This is a genomic window from Nocardioides koreensis (assembly GCF_039531775.1).
GTDB lineage: Bacteria > Actinomycetota > Actinomycetes > Propionibacteriales > Nocardioidaceae > Nocardioides > Nocardioides koreensis.
Window position 1 is genome coordinate 63,194 of sequence record NZ_BAAAQR010000006.1, and the last position, 20,624, is coordinate 83,817.

General features: G+C 69.8%; 18 protein-coding genes and 1 tRNA gene. 10 read left to right on the forward strand and 9 right to left on the reverse strand.

Going from position 1 to position 20,624, the window contains the following annotated elements; all coding sequences use genetic code 11:
• The first annotated feature begins 22 nt into the window (after positions 1 to 22).
• Positions 23 to 1,624, forward strand: a complete 1,602-nt coding sequence (locus ABD268_RS11285) for an MDR family MFS transporter (RefSeq protein WP_344151627.1) — start codon at positions 23 to 25, stop codon at positions 1,622 to 1,624.
• Positions 1,621 to 2,082, forward strand: a complete 462-nt coding sequence (locus ABD268_RS11290) for a MarR family winged helix-turn-helix transcriptional regulator (protein ID WP_344151630.1) — start codon at positions 1,621 to 1,623, stop codon at positions 2,080 to 2,082. The genes ABD268_RS11285 and ABD268_RS11290 overlap by 4 nt, the downstream gene beginning before the upstream one ends.
• Before the next feature lie 129 nt (positions 2,083 to 2,211).
• Here the strand turns inward: ABD268_RS11290 and ABD268_RS11295 are convergent, their stop codons facing one another.
• From ABD268_RS11295 to ABD268_RS11305, 3 genes are all read right to left on the reverse strand, one after another.
• On the reverse strand, positions 2,212 to 3,792 hold the full coding sequence (locus ABD268_RS11295; protein WP_344151633.1) for a glycoside hydrolase family 13 protein: 1,581 nt from the start codon (positions 3,790 to 3,792) through the stop codon (positions 2,212 to 2,214).
• Between the two features lie 132 nt (positions 3,793 to 3,924).
• Positions 3,925 to 4,719 carry a hotdog family protein gene (locus ABD268_RS11300; RefSeq protein ID WP_344151636.1) on the reverse strand — a complete coding sequence of 265 codons (795 nt, stop codon included), beginning with the start codon at positions 4,717 to 4,719 and terminating at the stop codon, positions 3,925 to 3,927.
• Positions 4,716 to 6,071 (reverse strand): cryptochrome/photolyase family protein, encoded by a 1,356-nt coding sequence (locus tag ABD268_RS11305; RefSeq protein ID WP_344151639.1) that lies wholly within the window; start codon positions 6,069 to 6,071, stop codon positions 4,716 to 4,718. The genes ABD268_RS11300 and ABD268_RS11305 overlap by 4 nt, the downstream gene beginning before the upstream one ends.
• Positions 6,072 to 6,140: 69 nt before the next feature.
• Here ABD268_RS11305 and ABD268_RS11310 point away from each other — a divergent pair, with 69 nt between their 5' ends.
• A complete protein-coding gene (locus tag ABD268_RS11310) occupies positions 6,141 to 6,827 on the forward strand; it encodes an iron-dependent transcriptional repressor DtxR (RefSeq protein WP_344151642.1) in 687 nt (228 codons plus the stop codon).
• Positions 6,828 to 6,842: 15 nt separating this feature from the next.
• On the opposite strand, the gene ABD268_RS11315 is transcribed toward ABD268_RS11310, so the two are convergent.
• Together ABD268_RS11315 and ABD268_RS11320 are read right to left on the reverse strand one after the other, a co-directional pair.
• A complete protein-coding gene (locus tag ABD268_RS11315) occupies positions 6,843 to 7,748 on the reverse strand; it encodes a Sir2 family NAD-dependent protein deacetylase (protein WP_344151645.1) in 906 nt (301 codons plus the stop codon).
• Positions 7,745 to 8,014 (reverse strand): DUF2277 domain-containing protein, encoded by a 270-nt coding sequence (locus tag ABD268_RS11320; protein WP_344151648.1) that lies wholly within the window; start codon positions 8,012 to 8,014, stop codon positions 7,745 to 7,747. The genes ABD268_RS11315 and ABD268_RS11320 overlap by 4 nt, the downstream gene beginning before the upstream one ends.
• A 94-nt stretch (positions 8,015 to 8,108) precedes the next feature.
• Here ABD268_RS11320 and ABD268_RS11325 point away from each other — a divergent pair, with 94 nt between their 5' ends.
• Positions 8,109 to 9,293 (forward strand): saccharopine dehydrogenase family protein, encoded by a 1,185-nt coding sequence (locus tag ABD268_RS11325; RefSeq protein WP_344151651.1) that lies wholly within the window; start codon positions 8,109 to 8,111, stop codon positions 9,291 to 9,293.
• A 106-nt stretch (positions 9,294 to 9,399) separates the two neighbouring features.
• Positions 9,400 to 9,606, forward strand: coding sequence for a hypothetical protein (locus ABD268_RS11330; RefSeq protein WP_344151654.1), 207 nt, complete (start codon positions 9,400 to 9,402; stop codon positions 9,604 to 9,606).
• Positions 9,607 to 9,624: 18 nt separating this feature from the next.
• On the opposite strand, the gene ABD268_RS11335 is transcribed toward ABD268_RS11330, so the two are convergent.
• Positions 9,625 to 9,700 (reverse strand) — tRNA-Arg (locus ABD268_RS11335).
• A 145-nt stretch (positions 9,701 to 9,845) separates the two neighbouring features.
• Positions 9,846 to 14,654, reverse strand: a complete 4,809-nt coding sequence (locus ABD268_RS11340; protein ID WP_344151657.1) for a DEAD/DEAH box helicase — start codon at positions 14,652 to 14,654, stop codon at positions 9,846 to 9,848.
• A gap of 134 nt (positions 14,655 to 14,788) precedes the next feature.
• Here ABD268_RS11340 and ABD268_RS11345 point away from each other — a divergent pair, with 134 nt between their 5' ends.
• Entirely contained in the window at positions 14,789 to 15,598 is an 810-nt protein-coding gene (locus ABD268_RS11345) for a hypothetical protein (protein ID WP_344151660.1), read from the forward strand.
• Between the two features lie 205 nt (positions 15,599 to 15,803).
• Here the strand turns inward: ABD268_RS11345 and ABD268_RS11350 are convergent, their stop codons facing one another.
• Positions 15,804 to 17,054, reverse strand: a complete 1,251-nt coding sequence (locus ABD268_RS11350) for a hypothetical protein (RefSeq protein ID WP_344151663.1) — start codon at positions 17,052 to 17,054, stop codon at positions 15,804 to 15,806.
• Between the two features lie 374 nt (positions 17,055 to 17,428).
• Positions 17,429 to 17,704 (reverse strand): hypothetical protein, encoded by a 276-nt coding sequence (locus ABD268_RS11355; protein ID WP_344151665.1) that lies wholly within the window; start codon positions 17,702 to 17,704, stop codon positions 17,429 to 17,431.
• 312 nt (positions 17,705 to 18,016) lie between these two features.
• Here ABD268_RS11355 and ABD268_RS11360 point away from each other — a divergent pair, with 312 nt between their 5' ends.
• The 4 genes from ABD268_RS11360 to ABD268_RS11375 all read left to right on the forward strand — a co-directional run bounded on the left by ABD268_RS11360 (position 18,017) and on the right by ABD268_RS11375 (position 20,474).
• A complete protein-coding gene (locus ABD268_RS11360) occupies positions 18,017 to 18,691 on the forward strand; it encodes a hypothetical protein (protein ID WP_344151668.1) in 675 nt (224 codons plus the stop codon).
• A 217-nt stretch (positions 18,692 to 18,908) separates the two neighbouring features.
• Complete coding sequence (locus tag ABD268_RS11365; protein WP_344151671.1) at positions 18,909 to 19,370, forward strand: alpha/beta hydrolase family protein; 462 nt, start codon at positions 18,909 to 18,911, stop codon at positions 19,368 to 19,370.
• Between the two features lie 75 nt (positions 19,371 to 19,445).
• Positions 19,446 to 19,898, forward strand: coding sequence for a hypothetical protein (locus ABD268_RS11370; protein WP_344151674.1), 453 nt, complete (start codon positions 19,446 to 19,448; stop codon positions 19,896 to 19,898).
• A 3-nt stretch (positions 19,899 to 19,901) separates the two neighbouring features.
• Complete coding sequence (locus tag ABD268_RS11375) at positions 19,902 to 20,474, forward strand: hypothetical protein (protein ID WP_344151677.1); 573 nt, start codon at positions 19,902 to 19,904, stop codon at positions 20,472 to 20,474.
• The last annotated feature ends 150 nt before the right edge of the window (positions 20,475 to 20,624 follow it).

Below are 20,624 nucleotides of genomic sequence, written 5' to 3' on the forward strand. Positions count from 1 at the left end.
ACCTCCCGCGAATCGAGCTTCCTTGTCCACCCAAGCAGCACCCACCTCCGCCGAGCAGGCCGGCCAGATGACGCACCGCGAGGTGCTCGAGGCCCTCAGCGGCCTCCTCCTCGCCATGTTCGTGGCGATGCTCTCCAGCACGATCGTCTCGAACGCGCTCCCGACGATCGTCTCCGACCTGCACGGCAGCCAGACCGGCTACACCTGGGTCGTGGTCGCCACCATGCTGACGATGACCGCGACCACCCCGATCTGGGGCAAGCTCGCCGACCTGTTCAGCAAGAAGGTCCTCGTGCAGTCCGCGCTGGTGATCTTCTCGATCGGCTCGATCATCGCCGGCCTCGCGCCCTCGATGAGCGTGCTGATCGGCGCCCGTGCGGTCCAGGGCCTCGGCGTCGGCGGCCTGACGGCCCTGGTCCAGGTCGTCATCGCCTCGATGGTGTCGCCGCGTGAGCGCGGCCGCTACTCCGGCTACATCGGCGCGGTCTTCGCGCTCGCCACGGTCTCGGGCCCCCTCGTCGGTGGCCTCCTGGTCGACACCGTCGGCTGGGAGTGGTGCTTCTTCGCCGGGCTGCCGGTCGCGGCCCTGGCGTTCGTCGTGCTCCAGAAGACCTTGCACCTGCCCGTCGTCAAGCGCGAGGTGCACATCGACTACCTCGGCGCGTTCCTGCTCGTGGGCGGCGTCTCGATCTTCCTGGTCTGGGTCTCCCTCGGTGGTCAGCAGTTCGGCTGGACCTCCGGCACCAGCCTCCTCCTCGTCGCCCTGGCCACCGTGGTCATCGCCCTCGCGGTGTACGTCGAGGCGAAGGTCGCGATCGAGCCGGTCGTCCCGCTGCGCCTGTTCAAGGACCGTACGACGTCGCTCGCGACCGTCGCGTCCGTCCTCATCGGCGTGGCCATGTTCGGCTCCACGGTCTACCTGAGCCTCTACTTCCAGCGGGCCCGCGGCATGAGCCCCACCGAGGCCGGCCTGATGTCGGTCTGCATGGTCGGCGGCCTGCTCGTCTCGAGCATCGTGTCCGGCCGGGTCATCACCACGACCGGCCTGTGGAAGCGCTGGCTGGTCGGCGGCATGGCCCTGGTCATCGTCGGCATCGGCCTGCTGAGCACCATCGACGCCACCACCCCGCTGTGGCGGGTGGGCGCCTTCATGGCGGTGCTGGGCCTTGGCCTGGGCGCCACCATGCAGAACCTGGTGCTGGCCGTGCAGAACAACACCGCCCAGGCCGACATGGGGGCGGCCTCCTCGGTGGTCGCGTTCTTCCGCTCGCTGGGCGGCTCGATCGGCATCTCCGCGCTCGGCGCGGTCCTGGCCCACCAGGTCGCCGCCTCCGTCGAGGACGGGGTCAGGGCGCTGGCCAGGACGCACCCCGAGCTCGTCAAGGGGTTCGGTGGGCACGGCAACGGCGAGATCCCGGACGTCAGCACGCTGCCGGCCCCGCTGAAGTCGATCTTCGAGGGCGCCTTCGGTGACGCGACGGGCCACATCTTCCTGGTGGCCCTGCCCTTCGCGGTGGCAGCATTCGTGTGTGTGCTGTTCATCAAGGAGGTGCCGCTGCGCACCACGATCGACCGCGAGGACGAGCTGGCTCCCGAGGCGACGGCGGAGCTGAGCTCGCGATGACCGCGTCGACCCGTTCGCGTCGTGCCGATTCGCTCCGGCTGCTCGAGAGCGAGGTCGGCGTGATGATCCGCCGGATCCGGCGGGTGCTGTGGGAGCGGGCTCGTGCCGTCCACCCGGACCTGCAGCCCGCGTCGTACCTGATGCTGGCCTACCTCGCCGACCACGGCGCGCTGCGTGGCTCCGGGATCGCCGAGGCGCTGTGCATCGACAAGGGGGCGGTGAGCCGTCAGCTCCACCACCTCGTCGAGCTCGGCCTCGTGGACCGCACCCCGGACCCGGCGGACGGCCGCGCGACGCTGGTGTCGGCCAGCGCCGACGCGGTACGCCGGATCAAGGACGTCGCCGAGGACCGGCGGCGCTGGCTCGACGAGCGCCTCGGCGACTGGACCGACGAGGAGCTCGCGGGCTTCGCCAACGTTCTAGGCCGCTACAACGCCGCGCTCGACGGCGGCGCCTGACCCGCACCACCTGACCCGCACCACCTGCCCCGCACCACCTGACCGGCGGCGCCGGACCGGCGCCGCCGATCCCGGTACCCGAACGCCGCGCCCTCTCGGGGGCGCGGCGTTCGCGTCGTCGGGGGGGCCTCAGCCGATCCAGGCCGCGGTGTCGGGCGGCAGCTGGCCCTCGAGCGGCCCGCTGGCCATCAGCACGTCGCCGGCCGGCAGAGCCGCCGGCTCGGTGCCGCAGTTGAGCACCACCGTGACCGGGCCGCGGCGGAACATGAGCACGTCGCCACCCTGCGGGATGACCTCGACATGGTCGCCGGCGCTGGTCGCGAACGTCCGGCGCACCCGCAGCGCCTCGCGGTAGAACGACAGGGTCGAGCCGGGGTCCCCGGCCTGCGCCTCGACCGTCCGGTCGGCCCACTCGGCCGGCTGCGGGATCCACGGCTGTGCGGAGCCCGGACCGAACTCGAAGGGCGGCTCCTGCCCACCCCACGGCATCGGGACCCGGCAGCCGTCGCGGCCCTCCTCGCCGGTGCGGAACCACGACGGGTCCTGCCGGTGGTCGGGGTGCACGTCGGCCTGCTCGAGGCCGAGCTCCTCGCCCTGGTAGAGGTACGACGAGCCGGGCAGCGCGAGCATCGCCAGCGTGGCCGCGCGGGCACGCGCGAGGCCCTGCGCGCCGCCGCCGTAGCGGGTCACGTGCCGGATCACGTCGTGGTTGCTGAGCACCCAGGTCGGGGTGGCGCCGACCGGCTCGAGCGCGGCGAGGGTGCCGGTGATGACCTCGGCGAAGGCCAGGGCCGACCAGTCGGCGAGCAGCCAGGCGAAGTTGAACGACTGGTGCATCTCGTCCGGGCGCACGAACCGGGCCAGCGACTCTGGGGTCTGGGTCCAGGCCTCGGCGACGTCCATCCGGTCGCCGTCGTACTTGTCCAGGATCTGCCGCCAGCGGCGGTAGACGTCGTGCACCTCGGGCTGGTCCCACATCGGCTCGTCCCGGAGGCGGCGCTCGACCATCGCGCTGGGCAGCTGGGTGGCCGGCCGGTCCTCGTCGACCAACTGGTCGCGCAGGCTCTCCTCCTTGAACAGCCCGTGCGCCACGTCGACGCGGAAGCCGTCGACGCCGCGGTCGAGCCAGAAGGTCAGCACGTCCTCGAACATCTCGGCGACCTCGGGGTGACGCCAGTTGAGGTCGGGCTGGGTGCTGTCGAAGAGGTGGAGGTACCACTGCCCGTCCTCGACCCGCGTCCACGCGGGGCCGCCGAAGACGGAGTCCCAGTTGTTCGGGGGCTCGGCGCCACCCTCGCCGCGGCCCTCGCGGAAGAGGTAGCGCTCGCGCTCCGGGCTGCCCGGGCCGGCGGCCAGCGCCGCCCGGAACCACTCGTGGGCGTCGGAGGTGTGGTTGGGGACGAGGTCGACGATCACCTTGAGCCCGAGCTCGTGCGCGCGGTCGAGCAGTGCGTCGGCGTCCGACAGGCTGCCGAACAGCGGGTCGACGTCGCAGTAGTCGGCGACGTCGTAGCCGTGGTCGTTCTGCGGCGAGGTGTAGAACGGCGTGATCCACAGCGCGTCCACGCCGAGGTCGCGCAGGTACGGCAGCCGCGCGGTGATGCCGGGGAGGTCCCCGACCCCGTCACCGTCGCCGTCGGCGAAGCTGCGGACGTAGACCTGGTAGATGGCTGCGTGGCGCCACCACTCGATTTGATCGTTCCAACCCATGTGATCAAGTGTTCCGAGGCCGAGGGGGACTAGTCAATTTGGGGTGCCCTGATCTGGGGACGCCCCGGGACGTCATGCGGGACGGCCGCCCGGGCAGCCATCCCGTACGACGTTGCGCGGACGCGCGACGGCTCAGGCGAAGGCCGCGGGGTCGACGGCCACCCACACGTGCTCGGCACAGGCGACGACGCGGCCGTCGGCGTCGTAGAGCGTGGACGCCGTGAAGGTCTTGCGGCCCTCGCGGCCGCGGGCCAGCCCCACGACCACGTGCTGCTCGCCGATCACCGGCAGCGCGTCCACGCGCGCGGTCATCCCGGCGAGCACCATCAGCCGCTCGGTGAGGTCGCCGGCCCAGCCACCGATGCAGTCCAGCGCCGCCCAGGTGGTCGCCAGCGAGGCGCGCGGGTGCTCGTCGACGTAGGAGTGGAAGTCCTCGCCGACGCTCGGGTGCGGCGACCAGGTGGCGGCGATGCGGGTCGCGCCGTCCTGGTCGGCGACCCGGCCGGGGAAGATCCGCAGCCCGTCGCCCTCGCCGCGGGCGGTCCCGCACACGAAGCAGGTCGGGAACGGGTGCGAGGCCAGACCCGGGTAGGTCGCGGAGGCGGCCCGGGCCTCCTCGGCCGGGACCGGGTCGACCGTCGTCGGCTCGTCGGCCACCACGGTCGCGCGGGCCACGACCGCACCATCGATGGTGGCGACCGTCGAGCCGTCCTCGTCCTCGCTCACCGACATCGGGGTGTCCAGCGGGGGCGGCTGTCGCAGCGCGACCCGGATCGTCGGCCACGACCGCGACCGGTCGTCCGGGCAGTCGTGGGGGATCAGCGCGGCGAGCGCCCCGGAGGTCCAGCCGCCGTTGCCCGAGGACGGCGGCCCGCAGAAGCGGCGGGGCACCAGCAGGTCGGGGGCCAGCGAGGTCGAGGTGGTCATGCGCGGATCTTCTCCCAGCGGTCCAGCGCCTCGCGGCGCTCCTCCTTGTGGTCGACGACCGGCGACGGGTAGCCCACCTGGCGCCGCACCTCGTCGTCGGGCTCGTGCGGGTCCTCGACCCCGGCCAGCTCCTCGACCCAGCGCCGGACGTAGCCCCCGGCCGGGTCGAACTTGCGGCCCTGGCTGGTCGGGTTGAAGACCCGGAAGAACGGCGCCGCGTCGGTGCCGCAGCCGGCGGTCCACTGCCAGCCGTGCTGGTTGGAGGCCAGGTCGCCGTCGACGAGCCAGTGCATGAAGTGCCGGGCGCCGTGCTGCCACTCGAGGTGCAGGTCCTTGACCAGGAAGCTGGCCACGATCATCCGCACCCGGTTGTGCATCCAGCCGGTGGCCCGCAGCTGGCGCATGCCGGCGTCCACGATCGGGAAGCCGGTGCGGCCGCGCTGCCACGCCTCGAGCTGCTCGCCGGGCTCGTCGTAGGGCATCCGCGCGAACTCCGGGCGGAGGTACTCCCGCGCCGTCTCGGGGCGGTGGAACAGCACGTCGGCGTAGAACTCCCGCCAGGCCAGCTCCTTGCGGTAGGTCGCCGCCCCCTGGGACCGGGAGCGGGCCAGGTCGGCCAGCATCGTGCGCGGGTGGATCTCGCCCCACTTCAGGTGCACCGACATGCGCGAGGTCCCCTCGACGCCCGGCTTGTCCCGGTCGGTGTCGTAGTCGCCGACGCGCTCGTCGAGGAAGTCCCGCCAGCGCCGGGCGGCCGCCCGCTCGCCGGCCTCGGGCAGCTCCAGCCCGTCGGGCAGCTCCGGGTCGGGGATGTCGGTGGTGTCGTCGAGGGCCAGCCAGGACGCCCCGGCCGGCGCGTCCACCGGAGCCCGCCAGCCGTGCTCGGCCCAGGCCTTCGAGAACGGCGTGAAGACCTTGTACGGGTCGCCCGACCCGTTGGTGACCCGGCCCGGCGCCACGGCGTACGGCGAGCCGGTGCGGACCAGCTCGATCCCGTGCTCGGCCAGCGCCTTCTCGACCGCGCGGTCGCGGCGGTGGCCGTAGGGGCCGAAGTCCGCGGCGACGTGGACCCGGCCGGCGCCGACCTCGCGCGCGGCCTGCACCACGCGGCGTACCGGATCGCCGCGGACCACCGACAATGACGCCTGCCGCTGGCGCAGCGAGGCGTCGAGCGCGCGGAGCGAGGCGCCGAGTTGGGCCCGTCGGCTGGGGCCGGCGGGACCCCACAGCGCCGGGTCGAGCACGAAGAGCGGGAGCACGTCGCCGTCGGCGGCGGCCTCGAGCAGCGCAGGGTTGTCGGCGAGTCGCAGGTCGCGGCGGAACCACATCACGGCGGGTGTCGAGGAGGCCATCGCGCCCCACTGTGCCACGGGTCGGCCAGCGCCGTCGGGGACGCGTCGGTGATGCGTCAGAATGAACCAGTGAGCGACCTGATCGACACCACCGAGATGTACCTCCGCACCATCTACGAGCTGGCGGAGGAGGGCATCGTGCCGCTGCGTGCCCGCATCGCGGAGCGGCTGCACCAGAGCGGGCCCACGGTGTCGCAGACCGTCGCCCGGATGGAGCGCGACGGGCTGCTCACCGTCCAGGGCGACCGGCACCTCGAGCTCACCGAGGAGGGCCTGCGGCTGGCGACGCGGGTGATGCGCAAGCACCGGCTCGCGGAGCGGCTGCTCACCGACGTGATCGGCCTGGACTGGGAGCTGGTCCACGAGGAGGCGTGCCGCTGGGAGCACGTGATGTCGGAGACCGTCGAGCGCCGCCTCGTCGAGCTGCTCGACCACCCCACGCAGTCGCCGTACGGCAACCCGATCCCGGGCCTCGACGAGCTCGGCGAGAGCGCCGTCGGCGAGGAGTTCATGGACGGCGTCGAGCCGCTCTCGAAGGTCGCCAGCCCCGAGGAGGGCCGGGTGATCGTGCGGCGCATCTCCGAGGAGATGCAGAAGGACGAGACGCTGATGAGCGCCCTGCGCCGGGTCGGCGCCCTGCCCGACAAGACGATCACGGTCGTCGCGACCGCCGAGGGCGTGCTGGTCGGGTCCGGCGGGGAGAGCGCCGAGGTCGTGCCGGAGGCGGCCGACCACATCTTCGTGCGCCGCCTCTGAGCCGCCCGACCCGGTTCAGGCCGCCAGGCGGGTCAGGAACTCGCTGCAGCCGGTCTCGAGCTTGTACGACGCCAGCTCGTCGCCGCGGGTCGTGCCCCGGTTCACGATGACCACGGGGGTGCCGTTCCTGGCCGCCCGGCGCACGAACCGGAGGCCGCTCATCACGGTGAGCGAGGAGCCGGCCACCAGCAGCGCGCCGCCGGCGTCGGCGAGCGCGTCGACCGCCGCGTAGCAGCGCTCGACCCGCGGCGGCGGGACGTTCTCGCCGAAGAACACGACGTGCGGCTTGAGGATGCCGTCGCACTCCGGGCAGCCCGGGACCACGAACCCCGCGGTCTCCTCGAGCTCGACGTCGCCGTCCGGCCGGCTCTCCGCGGCCCGGTGCCGCTCGGCGAAGCCGGGGTTGAGGGCGGTCAGTCGCTCGTGCAGCGACACCCGGGAGGCGGTGGCCCGGCAGCCGAGGCAGACCACCTCCGCGATCCGGCCGTGCAGGGCGACCAGCCGGCGGGAACCGGCCCGCTCGTGGAGGCCGTCGACGTTCTGGGTGATCAGCAGCCCGGGGTCGAGGCGGGCCAGCGCGTGGTGGCCGGGGTTCGGGTCCGCGCGCCGCATCCGGCCCCAGCCGAGGTGGCTGCGCGCCCAGTACCGCTGCCGTGCCTGCGGGCCGGACACGAACTCCTGGTAGGTCATCGGCATCCGCGGCGGCGAGCCGGGGCCCCGGTAGTCGGGGATGCCGGAGTCGGTGGACAGCCCGGCGCCGGTGAGCACGACGAGGGGCCGGCCACGCAGGAGGTCGAGCGCCTCATCGACCCCGGGCTCGGTGGTCGAGCCGGCCTCGGTGGTCGAGCCGGCCTCGGTGGTCGAACCGGCCTCGGTGGTCGAACCGGCCTCGGTGGTCGAGCCTGTCGAGACCACGCTCATCGGGCGTAGCGCAGCGCTGCGCGGGCCCGTGCCTTGTCGGCCTCGACCTCGCGGTTCTTCGGAGGGGCGGTGGTGACCAGGTCGTCGAGGAGGTGCTGGGTGAGGTGCGCGATCTCGCGGACGGCGTGGTCGAAGGCCTCCTGGTTGGCCAGCGACGGCTTGGTGGTCCCGCTGACCTTGCGGACGTACTGCAGGGCGGCCGCCGTGACCTCGTCGCGGCTGGCCGGCGGCTCGAAGTTGTTCAGCGGGCGGATGTTGCGGCACATGCGTTTCAGGGTACGTCGGGGCGGCCCGCCCCGGGAGGGTCCGGAGAGCGGTCGTCGCGCCGAGGGGCTGGGCCGGCCGGGCTAGCCTCCGGACATGGCTGACGCGCGCAACGCAGACCGTGAGTTCGACCTCGTGCTCTTCGGAGCGACCGGCTTCACCGGCCAGCTGACGGCGGAGTACCTCGCCCGGCACGCACCCGCCGGGCTGCGCTGGGCCCTCGCCGGGCGCAGCCCCGACAAGCTGGCGCGGGTCCGCGACCGCCTCGCCGACCTCGACCCGGAGCTGAAGAGGCTGGAGCTCCTCCACGCCGACGTCACCGACCCGACGTCGCTGGCCGACGTCGCCGGGCGCGCGCGGGTGGTGATCACCACCGTCGGCCCGTACCTGACGTACGGCGAGCCGCTGGTCGCCGCCTGCGCCGAGGCCGGAACCGACTACGTCGACCTCACCGGTGAGCCCGAGTTCGTCGACCGGATGTACGTCGCGCACCACGCGACCGCCGAACGGACCGGGGCCCGGATCGTGCACGCGTGCGGCTTCGACTCGATCCCGCACGACCTCGGGGCGCTGTTCACGGTCCAGCAGCTCAAGGCGAGCGGCCCGGTGTCGGTGCGCGGCGTCGTGCGCGCCAGCGGCATGTTCTCCGGCGGCACCTTCCACTCCGCGATGACCGCGATGTCGCGGGCGCGGCAGATGAAGGAGGCCTCCGGGGCCCGGCGGCGGGTCGAGCCGCGCCCGGAGGGCCGCTCGTCCCGGGCGGTGGGCGGCAAGCCCCACCGTGACGGCGAGCTCGGGCTCTGGCTGCTGCCGCTGCCCACGATCGACCCGTTCGTCGTGGCCCGCAGCGGGGCGGCGCTCGCGTCGTACGGCCCGAGGTTCCGCTACTCCCACTACGCCGGGGCGAAGACGCTGCGGTACGCCGCGGGCGGTGCGGCCGGCGTCGGCACCCTGGCCGTGGTCGCGCAGGTCCGGCCGCTGCGCAACCTGCTGCTCGGCAGGATCAAGCAGGGCGAGGGGCCCGACCTGGCCAAGCGCGAGAAGTCGTGGTTCACCGTGGACTTCGTCGGCGAGGGCGACGGCCGCAGCGTCCACACCCGGGTGTCCGGCGGCGATCCCGGCTACACCGAGACCGCCAAGATGCTCGCCGAGTCCGCCATGTGCCTCGCCTTCGACGACAACCCGACCACCGCCGGACAGGTGACCACCGCGGCGGCGATGGGCGACAACCTGATCGCGCGGCTGCAGGCGACGGGCATCCGGTTCGAGGTCGTGCCCTGACCCCAGTGGGGGACACCGGGGATTACCGGGGATCGAGAAACCCTTCCCCGTCCGGGGCGGCGTCGGGTAAAGATGTCCGTGGATCCAGTTTCCCGGGGGAGGGATCATGGCAGCAGGCTCGAGCGTCGAGACGCGAGAGGTCAGGGACCAGCTCGTCGACGCGATCATGGACGTGTCACGCGCGCAGCTCATGCTGAGCGGAACCGTCGAGTGGGCGCCGCCGTCGGTGCGACCGCTCACCGAGGAGGCGTTGCGGACGCTCGAGGAAGCGGTCGTCGCGCTGCGCTCCGTCGCCGTCCGGATGAAGACCTAGCTACGGCGGACCGGGTGTTGGTGCCCCAGGCAGGAGTCGAACCTGCGACCTTTCGCTTAGGAGGCGGCTGCTCTATCCGCTGAGCTACTGGGGCGGTGGGTCGGAGTAGCAGTCAGGCTAACTTTCCGGACTTCGCTGGGGAGAACCCTCGGGATAACGCCGGTGTAGTTCGACTGGCTTGGCCGACCCGCGCACAGTATGCCCGAGGCCGACCTCGCCGTTCTTCTTCGGGCGCCCAGTCAGCCGTCAGCCGCAACCTCCAGCCCCGGCAGCGAGTCAACAATCCTCGTCGTCTCGACACTGACGGTCACGACGCGAGCGAGCAGGTCCAGGATGTACCGCGGCTGGCCGGCCTCACGGGACCAGTCGTTGGGATCGTTCACGATGCCGGAGGCTTTGTCTGTTCTCACGTAGTAGCGGTCGATGATCCACTCGATCGCTGAGCGTGACCCCAACATGTAGCGGTACGCAGCCGAGGGGACGCCGCTGACCGCGAGCTGGTCGTTGTAGTGGATGACGCTCCGGTCGACCTTGTGCCCCGCCGCCGTCTGCTCGGCTGTCGGCCTACCGAACCGCATCTTCTTCTCACCGACCGCGTAGAAGGCGTACGCCTCCGCGCCCTCGGGCGCCCCGGCCGGATGCAGACCCTCGAGCGGATACGGCTCGACGCGTTCGTAGTTGATGTGCAGCTCTCCCAACGCCCTGCCGGCGTCGACGAACGCACGGGCGTCCTTCGCATTCGCCACGAATGGGATCCGCGGCAGCGACTTCTTCAAGTCCGCGGCGTAAGACTCGCGGTAGTCCGGGGAGTGCAGAATCCCGTAGCAGTAGAAGAAGATGTCGTCCTTCGTCCAACTGTCGTCGTACGCCGACTGCCATCGGCGCAGTGCTTCGTCCGTGACGTTGTCCACCCTGCGGTGGCCATCGACAACCTCGCTGTCACCGCCGAAGTTGAAGCCACCGTCAGCCGCCTCCCACGTCCAGCGAGGGAAAAACTGAACCGCATCCATCATCAGATTGAGGTTGGGTGCTGAACTCACCATGAAAGTCGTGAAGGGGGTGCGATCAATCGGGGCAAGAACGGAGAGCCCCAGATTGCCTCCGACGCCAAAGAGGCGCGGGCCGGCGCCAGGTCGATCGATCAGCCCGTCAGCGAGCGCAATCCACTGCTTCATGAAGGGCCGGTACGTCGCTTTGGCCAGGCGCAGACTATGCGCATCGATCTTCCGACGCCGGGTGAAGCGCCCTTCCAACGTCGCTGACCAACTGATCCGGCTGGGATCGCGATCTCGGATCCCGGTATCGATGCACGCATTGAACGTCGAGATCATATCCTGAGCCCGCGTCTCAAGCCTCGGGTGCGACGAGGACACCACCCAGGAGTCCCTGTTAGTAGAGAAGCCAAGCGATTGGGCCGCAAACACGGAAGCGGTTTCTCCCTTGGGCGATAACGCGAGGTGGCGCGAGAAGTCGTCCCGTCGCTGATTCACCCAGTCGCCGTGATCGTTCGGCGTGAGAATGCCGCCATCGAGGGCTGTAACACGTCCCGCCTCCACGACGAGCGCGAGCTTTTGCTCGCGAGTCAGGTAGTCGCCGATGTCGGAGTACTTGATCGTCGCGCGGCCAGCCTTGTCCGGATTCTTGACCAGGACGGTGATCGCAACCGTCGCCCGGGAACCGCCGCCAAAGATCTTGCCTCCCTCCTTGCGCGACTGCTCGCCGGCCGTCCGCTGGTTTCCACGGAGGTTGAAAACATGGATGGAACTGAACTCCTCCGCGAGAGCCAGCCGCATTCCATCCATCGCGTTGGCCTCGAGCCAGCCGCCGTTGGTCACGAATGCGATGACACCCCGGTTCTGGATCCGCAGCGACGCCCACTTGATGGCGCGGATGTAGGAGTCATAGAGGTTTCTGCTGAGCACGCCTGTCGAGCGAGCGGCGTATGTGCTTCGGATCGCGGCGTCGATGGTGGGGTACTTGGTGTTGGCGTTGTCATCGTTCGCTGAGTCTTGTCCGACCGAGTACGGCGGGTTGCCGACAATGACGGTGATGGGTAGCTGACGCTGACGTTCGATGCGCTCGTTGTTCGCCGGGAAGATGTCGAGGTCGTCGCGGTCACCGTCCTCGTAGGACTGGAAGGTGTCGGTGAGCACCAGGCCAGGGAACGGCTCATAAGTGCCAGGTGCGCTGCCGTCGCCGTTGGCGAGTGCGGCGTAGGTGCTCTCGATGTTGACCGCCGCGATGTAGTACGCGAGCAGCAGCATCTCGTTGGCGTGCAGCTCGTTCGCGTACTTGCGCGCCAGGTCGTGCGGCTCTATGAGTCCGGACTGGAGGAGCCGGACGATGAAGGTCCCGGTGCCGGTGAAGCCGTCGAGGATGTGCACGCCTTCGTCGGTAAGCCCTTGGCCGAACTCAGCGCGGAGCACCTCGTCGGCGGAGCGGAGGATGAAGTCGACGATCTCGATCGGGGTGTAGACGATGCCCAGTCTGTCGACGGTCTTCTTGAAGGCGGTGGCGAAGAAGTTGTCGTAGAGCTCGACGATGACCTTCTGCTTGCCCTCGGCGTCCCGAACGCCCTCAACACGCCGGCGGACCGACGCGTAGAAGCGGTCCAGGGACTGCTGCTCGGCCTCGAGGCTGTGCTCGTCGAGGCTGGCCAGCATCAGCTCCATCGTCTGGGCGACCGGGTTGTGCTCGGCGAAGTCGTAGCCGGCGAACAGTGCCTCGAAGATGGGCCGGGTGATGAGGTGCTGGGCGAGCATCTCCACGGCCTCGTCCGCGGTGATGGATTCGTTGAGGTTGCCCCGGAGCCCGTCGAGGAACGCGGCGAACTCCTTGGCCTGCGGGGTCTCTTGGTCGGCGATGAGGCCCTTGATGCGGGTGATGTGGGCTTGAGCGATGTCGGCAATGTCGGAGGCCCACTTCTCCCAGTACTTGCGCTCGCCGACCTTCTTGACGATGCGGGCGTACATGGCGTCGCGGAACTCGGCGAGGTCGAACTGCAGCATGAGCTGTTCGCTCTGCTGCTGCGACCGCTCTTGCCGCTCGTCACTGGAGGGGTGCTCGGTTTCTGGGAGCGGGGTGCCGCTGTCGACGATCAGCCGTTCTGGGGGCTGCTTGTTGAGCTCGATCTGGTTGATCATCGCGTGGAAGCGCTCGTCATGGGAGCGCAGTGCCTGGAGTACTTGCCAGACGACCTGGTAGCGCTTGTTGTCGTTGAGCGCCTCAGAGGCAGATAGGCCGGACGGCACCACCACGGGCAGGATGATGTAGCCGAGTTTCTTGCCGGGTGCCTTGCGCATGACCCGGCCGACGGCCTGGACGACGTCGACTTGTGAGCCGCGAGGGGTCAGGAACATGACGGCGTCGAGGGCGGGCACGTCGACGCCCTCGGACAGACAGCGGGCGTTGGTGAGCACCCGGCAGGTGCCGTCGGTGGGTTCGGCCTTCAGCCAGGCGAGGTGCTTGTTGCGCTCCTGGACCCCCATGGTGCCGTCAACGTGAATGGATTCGATCCGAGGGCCGCCGCGGCCGGCGGTGCGTCCCTCGGGGTCGCCGTCCACGGCGCGGTCGACCAGGGCGGGAAAGGACTCTGATGCCTGCTTGGAGGCGCGAATGTCCTTAGCGAAAGCCACGGCGCGGCGCATCGGCGTCGGGTCGGTCTCGCTCTCGCCGGGGTCGATGAAGTGCTTGGCCAGGCCGTTCCAGCAGCCGAGCAGCTTTGCCGCGTCCCCCAGGGCGATCTCGCCGGAGGTGGCCATGGCGTGCTGGAAGTTCTCCGCGACGTACTTCTCGTCGACCGCGAGGACCAGCACCTTGTAGTCGGTGAGCAGGTCGGCCTCGACCGCGTCGCCGAAGCCCAGCCGGTGCAGTTCGGGACCGAAGACGGCCTCATCACTCATGTCGGCGAGCACCGCGTCGGCCTCGGCGGCCTTGCGCTTGACCTCCTCGCCGAACACCCGCGGCGTGGCGGTCATGTAGAGCCGCTTGGCGGCCCGGAGGAAGTCGTTGTCGTGGACCTTGACGAAGTGGGACTCGTCGGCGTCGGCCAGCGTGACGCCGGTGGTGCGGTGGGCCTCGTCGCAGATGATGAGGTCGAAGTCGTCGAGCCCTTGGCGCTGGGCCTTGGCGATGACGTCGATGGACTGGTAGGTGGAGAACACCACGTCCATTCGGGGTGTGGCGTGCCGACAGGCCGCCATCCGCTCCACGAGGGTGGCGGCGTCGGTGGTCGCCGGCTCGGTGAGGTCGATGGTGGAGATCTCGCCCTCGTCGGAGGTCTTGCGGCCGACACGGACATCGGAGCAGACCGCGAACGGGCGGATGTCGACCTCGGTCTCCTGCATCCACTCGCGCAGCGATTGGGAGAGCAGTTGGATCGAGGGCACCAGGAATAGCACCCGGCCGCCGACGCCGACCAGCTGCTCGGCGACCTTCAAGGAGGTAAAGGTCTTGCCGGTGCCGCAGGCGCGGATCATCTTGCCCCGGTCGTGGGCTGCCAGCCCGGTGATGACCTCCTTGACCGCCTGCTCCTGGTCGAGCCGCAGTTGCTTCGGCCCGGTGCGGACCAGCACCTCCGGGGTGGACCAGGAGTACTGGTCCCAGTCGATCTTCGCCTCGTCCAGGTACGCCAGGTCGACGCGCTGCACGGGCACCGCCTGGTGCCGGGCGGTCTCGGTGGCGTTCGTGTTCCAGTCATCCGCGGTGTCGAAGAAGTACCGCGACACGAACTCGACCCCACCAGAGGCGGACAGGAATGTGTCCAGGTCGCCCTTCGAGACCCGGTGCGCCGGGTCATAGAACTTGCACTGGATCGCGGCGTACCCGTCCCGGTCTCGCAGCTTGGCCACGAGGTCCACGCCGGTGTCCGGGCGGCCATCACGGCCCGGCCACTCCGACCACAGCCAGACGTCCTCGAAGCGGCTCACCCACTCCGGCTCGGTGCGCAAGAGATTGAGCACCAGCCGCTCGAACCTGTCCCCCTTGTCGCGCTCATCCAGCGCTGAACCGCGGAGCCCCTCGAGAACCTCATGGATGGTGACAGACACGGGCGTCATCCTGCCTCAGCCACCCCCTGGCCCGCAGAGGTACTCGGATCGCGTGCAGGCCGCGGCGCGAACGACCGGTCCCGGGGCCCGAGTCTTCAGCGAACTGATCACCTGCGTGCCGGCCGGCGGGCATCATGTCGCGCGTGCAGAGTGACGGGCCAGAGAACCCTGAGACGCGGCTGTTCGTGTGGCTTGTGCTGGTCGGGCTGCTGGTGTTCGCGACGGCCGTTGCCGTTGGAGGCGTACTCGGAGGTGTACCGGGGACTCTTGCCGATTGGGTTGGCGCGGTGTCCACCTTCGCCGCCCTGTTGGCGGCCGGGTACGCGGCCGTGCAGACACGTCGCACCTTCGTTCTCGAGCAGCGCCGAGATGCGGCTCGTGACGAGGATGTTCGGCGGGGACAAGCGGTGCTCGTTGCCGTGTGGGCCGGAGAGATGGAGTGGGTCGGGCCGCGCATCTCCAGCACCTTCGTCCCGGGCAGCTCCTTGCCCGTGACGACTCGGGGCCAGGGCGTCGTGTACCCGACGAGCATTCCGGTGACGGTCCAGAATGCCTCGCAGGTGCCGATCTATCACCTCCGCGTTGAGGTTTTCGTAGGCCCATCAGCGTCCACAGCTGTCCCCGGTGCCGCCTGCGAGGTGAGCGACCGGGCTACTGGAGTGGCGGTGCTCGGGCTCACCGGCCCGATCGAGATCGTTAGTCCCAAGTTCGTCGGCGATCTCACCCCTGCCCTGGAGAGCCTGCCGGACGCCGCCAAGCGACCACCGGGTCTGTATCTCGGGTGGTCATTCCAGGACAACGCTGGGCAGTGGTGGCGCCGGCTGCCGACCGGCGATTTGGTCCGGCTCAGCGCAGCACCAGGGGATTTCCGGTCGGACGGATCCACTACGGCCGTTGATCGCGCCTCTGGCGCAGTGGCACTCTCCGGCGGCCTTGTGAACTGAGGCTGGGCATGATGTGCCCGGTCACTGGGTGCGTCGCTGTCTTGCTGGCCCTGTTGCGCCGGGGCTGGCTGCCGGGCTCGCCAGGCAAAGTGATCACCTCCTCTCGAGGCGGATTGCCCGGCGGCCAGCCGACGCGCGTAGATGTAGTTGTGAAGTTGCTGGTGGGCCGCCCGTGGGCGTCCGGGGTCGACGGGAGGGTGGTCGGTCAGGCGGCGGTCAGTGGTGTCGGGGCCGCGTCGCCGTCCCCGAGGTGAGGCCGGGCGTTGTTCCACTGGTGCGCAGGCATTTGTCCGACGACCGCGCCGTTTGTGTCGAGGATGTGTAGGAGGCCGGAGTAGCTGTCGAGCTCGTCCTTGGTGTAGCCGAGGGCGTCGAACAGGTTCTGGCGGGTGCCGCCGTGAATGACGAGGGCTGCCTCGATGTCTCCGGTGGTGCAGAGGGTGTGGTCGCAGCGCCACTTGGTCAGGCTCTTGGCCTGGATGTCGGTGCCGGTGATGCCGGCGCGTCGCATCTGGCGCATGAGGGCCGGTCCGGTGGATGAGCCGGCCGATGCCTTGCCGATGTTGTCGCCGGAGTAGGTCAGGGGCTGCTCCGCGCCGCCCCGGGTGCGGGGCAGGGTGCGGGCGAAGACACCCTGCACCCACGGGTCGAGCGGGATCGTCCGCGGGCCGCGGCCGCGAAGGCCGGCGACGGTGATGGAGGTGGGCGTCAGCGGGTGGTCGAGGTCGCCGACGACGGCCCGGGAACCGGCGGTCCCGGCTACGCCGGTCTCCGCGAGCAGATACAGGTGCAGGGGCTGCACGGTGGCCTGCTCGCGGATATCGAGCTCGATCATCAGACGATTGAGCAGGGTCTCGTCCTTGCGTAGCGGCCGGCCCTTGAAACCGGTTCGGTCGGGGAGCCCAGGCAGCCCGACGTCGATGGTGTCGGACTGAACGCGCTGAGATCGCCGGCCTAACGGGCCCGGGCGGGCGATCAGCACCGTGGTTCGCAGGGCGCTGCAAAGGTTGCGCAGCGTGTGTGCCCGGTCGAGCAGGAACTGGTTCTGCCGGTGCGCCATGCTGACCCCGACCTGCGGAGTGGGCGCGGCCGAGAACGCCTCCTCGCACAGGTCCGCGACCATCTCGGTGACGATCTCCCCGGCGAGGTCGGCGAGCGCCTCAATGCCGTGGAGGTCGGCCCACTTCGCGATCCGGTCAATGGACCTCAGGACAGGCTCCTGATCCCCAGGGAGGGCACCCAACCCGGGCCAGAGCTCGGCGGCGGCTGCCGCGGCCTCGGCGACGGTGTACCGGCCGACATCGGCGAGCAGCGTGCGCTTCTTGCCGCGCGATCCCGATTGGTCGGTCGCGGCGCGACTCGAACGGGCCGTGGCGCTGGCAGTGCTCATCAGGATGCTCCTTGGGTCGCTTGTGGTGTTGCGACCCGGATCGTCCGGCGACCTCTGTTGGCGCAACCGCGACCAGCGAGTGCGGTGCGGTTCTGATCGCCCTGTCGGGGGAAGGCTGCTCGGATCCCTTCAGCCCGAAAGGGCGCCACCCGATCGGGCAGCGGCATAAGCATCGCGGGTGCGGTGTTACGGGTGTGTCTCAAATGGCGACAACGACGGTGACCCGGGCACGGCGGATTGTCCGCGCTGTCGGGAATATGGACCCCATCTCGGGACGAGGAAGTCCGACGGGCGTCGAGGGCCGCTGGGTCTCCGCAGTAGCCCGCCAGACCGTGTATAACGATCTCTCAAGCCGTATAAGGAAATCCCATATACGGGGGCCAGGTACGCGGCAGAACCCCATCGCCAGAGTGGTCCGCCGGTCGGAATCGGCGCGGCGGCTAACTGCCGCCGCCGGCGAAGAACAAGATCATCAGCGACCCGACCTGTAGAACAAGTGACGCGACAGCACCGCAGAGCACCCCGGCGGCGCAAACGCGGGTCCGCCGCAACATCAGCAGAACGACACCACAACCGGCCGCGACGCCCAGGATCGGCCAGAAGGCGTCATCGAAGGCCGAGCCCGCGTGGGACCCGAAGAAGAGGCTTGTGGAGATCGCCAGGGTCAGAAGCAGCGCCATGAGGAACCCCACCAGGAACTGAGCGCCGCGGGTCACGCCGCAGAGTATGCCGACGCTCGCGGCCGCTCGCGGCACCCGACTCGCCTGCTCATCTGCACGTAATCGCCATCCCCGGATGGCCGCGGGCGCAGACTACGCGGCACGTGAGTGCCTCTGCATGAGGCGAGAGGTACGCGGCGTCGTCGGATAGCGACGAGGATCAGCACCGCTATCAGCACCCGGTGGGGTCGCATGACTGCCAAGGTGGCTTCGGTCCGGGCCGGAGGCGAGCGAGTGGAGGTTTCCGTGGATGATCGGCCCAGCCTGCGAGGGGCCAAGGTGCGTCTTATGCGCGCCGTGGCTCGGCACGTGGAACTGCAGACGCTTGAGCATGAAGGCAAGACGGACCCGCAGCCGATCCGTCTCACCGCGGATCGAGCAGATTGGGAGGCCGGCGAGCCGCTCCGTCCCACCATCGACTGGTCGCAGGCGCGACCGATCGACGTCACACACGCCAAGCTGCTTACAAGCGAGGTCGTCCAGCACCTTCGCGCGGCGCTCGACTATCTGGCCTACAACCTGGTGTGGCTCGACGCTGGCCCCCCTGATCGGGGACGAGAACGGTCCATCCACTTCCCGGTCGTGCGCCAGGAAACTCGTTGGAAGGCAGAGGCGACCGGGCGGCTGCCGGGCGTCACACCCGAGCACCTCGCGATCATTCGCGAATACCAGCCGTTCGCCGGCTGCAGCTGGACGGCGACACTGGCCGACCTGGCGATGATTGACCGCCACCGCTTCGTCCTCGACGTTTTCCGGGAGTACTCGGGCGCCTTCTCCAATAGCCCCGAGACGGTCTCCATCGACCCTGATAACCCGACGCGGGTAGTCGTAGACGTCGGCGGACTCGACTTCCGCTTCCTCCTCCCCGACGAGCGGCCAGCGGTCGAAGCCCTGGCAACGCTCAGCCGCGAGGCGGCCATGTTGGTGTGGCGGATGCAGGGTGACTTCGGCGAGTACGACGAGTTGACGATCCCCCGACAGTAAGACCCTGAGGCTTGAGTCGGCACGTCCCCGTGGCGGGCGCACGCTACGTCGGCATGTGCGAGGCTCGGTGGGGCTTGGCCCAGACTGTGTACATGCTGACGGTTCTGCGTCGGCGCCGGATCGTCCGTCGTCGGCGACAGTTCGACATCAAGCATGACTGCCCCCGGCTAACGGCGTTCGGACTCGCCTGTCGGCGTGAGCGACTACGGTCTCCGCCATGACGCAGGACCTTTTGCCTGACCGCTGGCAGGATCGCGATTTCCCAGCGCTACTGGCCGCGGCGAGAATCCTCGAGAGCGACACACCGGAGGACGCTGACACCCAGTTAGAGGTGTTCCAGGAGGCTGCTGGGCTAAGTGAGCGAGAGCTCGTGCGGGCGCTGATCGGTCTTGAGCAGGCCGGATACATACAGACCCAAGGCGTGGCGCCCTTGGTCGGCGATCCCACGATTTGGGTTACCGGACTGACCGAGCGCGGCCGACGCAAGACAGGTCTGTGGCCGGATGAGGAGTCGACCGCGGACGCGCTGGTAGACCTACTCGCGCAGGCCGCCGACCAGGTCGACGACGAAGACGATGCGGGCGCCCTCCGTAAGGCTGGGCGGCTTCTTCGTGGGGTCCCTTCAGCAGTCCTCGCCGACGTCACGGCCGCACTCATCCGCCAGCAGACCGGCCTCTGACGCCAGATCACGAATGCGCTCCGACCATCGCGCGATCGGCAGTTCGTGTCGGCGGGCGCCTGTACGTTGCCGGCCATGACCACCGAGATGCTCCCCGACCGCTGGCGCAGCCGCGACCTGTTGGTGCTGCTTGAAGCTGCCCGGCAAGCAGACGCTGGAGAGGACCCGGACACAGCAGCCATGGCCGGGGCCGCCGGCATCGACCGCGACGCCGTGGACAAGGTGCTGGTCGCACTGGAGAACGCCGGATACGTGCAGACGCGACGAGGCGCTGCCAGGGCCGGTGGCCCCGGCACTTTGTGGGAGATCGAGATCCTTGAACGCGGCCGACGCGCCACCGGCCTCTGGCCAAACGGAGACACCGCTGTAGAGCAGCTCCTCGACGCGCTCCGGCAAGCCGAAGAACTCGCTGATGACCCCGACGACAAGAGCGCACTGCGTAAGGCCGGCGGCCAGCTCGCATCAGTGTCCCGCAGCGTGCTGGCCGAGGTCATCGCGGCCGTCGTCACCCGGCAGGCCGGGCTCTGACCCATGAGCGCCCAAGCATGGGCGAACCTGATCGCCGGGTTTGCCTTCCTGGCCGCCCTGGGCGCACTCGTGCGCGGCGAGCTGAACGCGCGAGACAACCGGCAGGACGCTGAGAAGGCGCAGCGGGCCGCCGAGGAAGCGAACGGCGCAGCCAACCGCGCAGCGACCGCGCTCGAGCGCATGGCCGAGCAGTTCGCTGAGTCGCTGTCACGAGCCGAGAAGCGAGACCAGCGCCAGTGGGTCTCCCGCACACCGCGCGGTGACGGCGGCCCGTGGGCAGGACTCCCGTCAGCCGGACCGAGTGAGCCGATCGTGCACTGGACCGTGGACAAGATCAGAGGTGGAAGGCACGCTCTCACGAACCTCGGCCGCGGTGCTGCGCACAACGTCGTGCTGAGCAGCGAGAATGCCATCCGCTTCGACGCGCCGGAACCGCGTGACATCCAAATGGGCGAGGCAGTCGAGTTCATCGCAGTCGGGTCCTGGCAGACCGGCACGCCCGAGCTCGTCGTCACCTGGTCCGACACCCCGGAATGCGACGGCGAGCGAAGGACCTGGACCCGGATCCTGCCCTGACGAGCCGCACTCTCGACGCGCTCCGGATCAGCTCCGCCAGCGGGGTGAACTGCAAAGGCCCGGCCCCTCCCGCGCGACACTCGACGCACAGCGCCGGCTCGTCGGTCCGCAGGCCGCCCAGATCCACCGCTGGCCTCCCCGCAGCGCTCG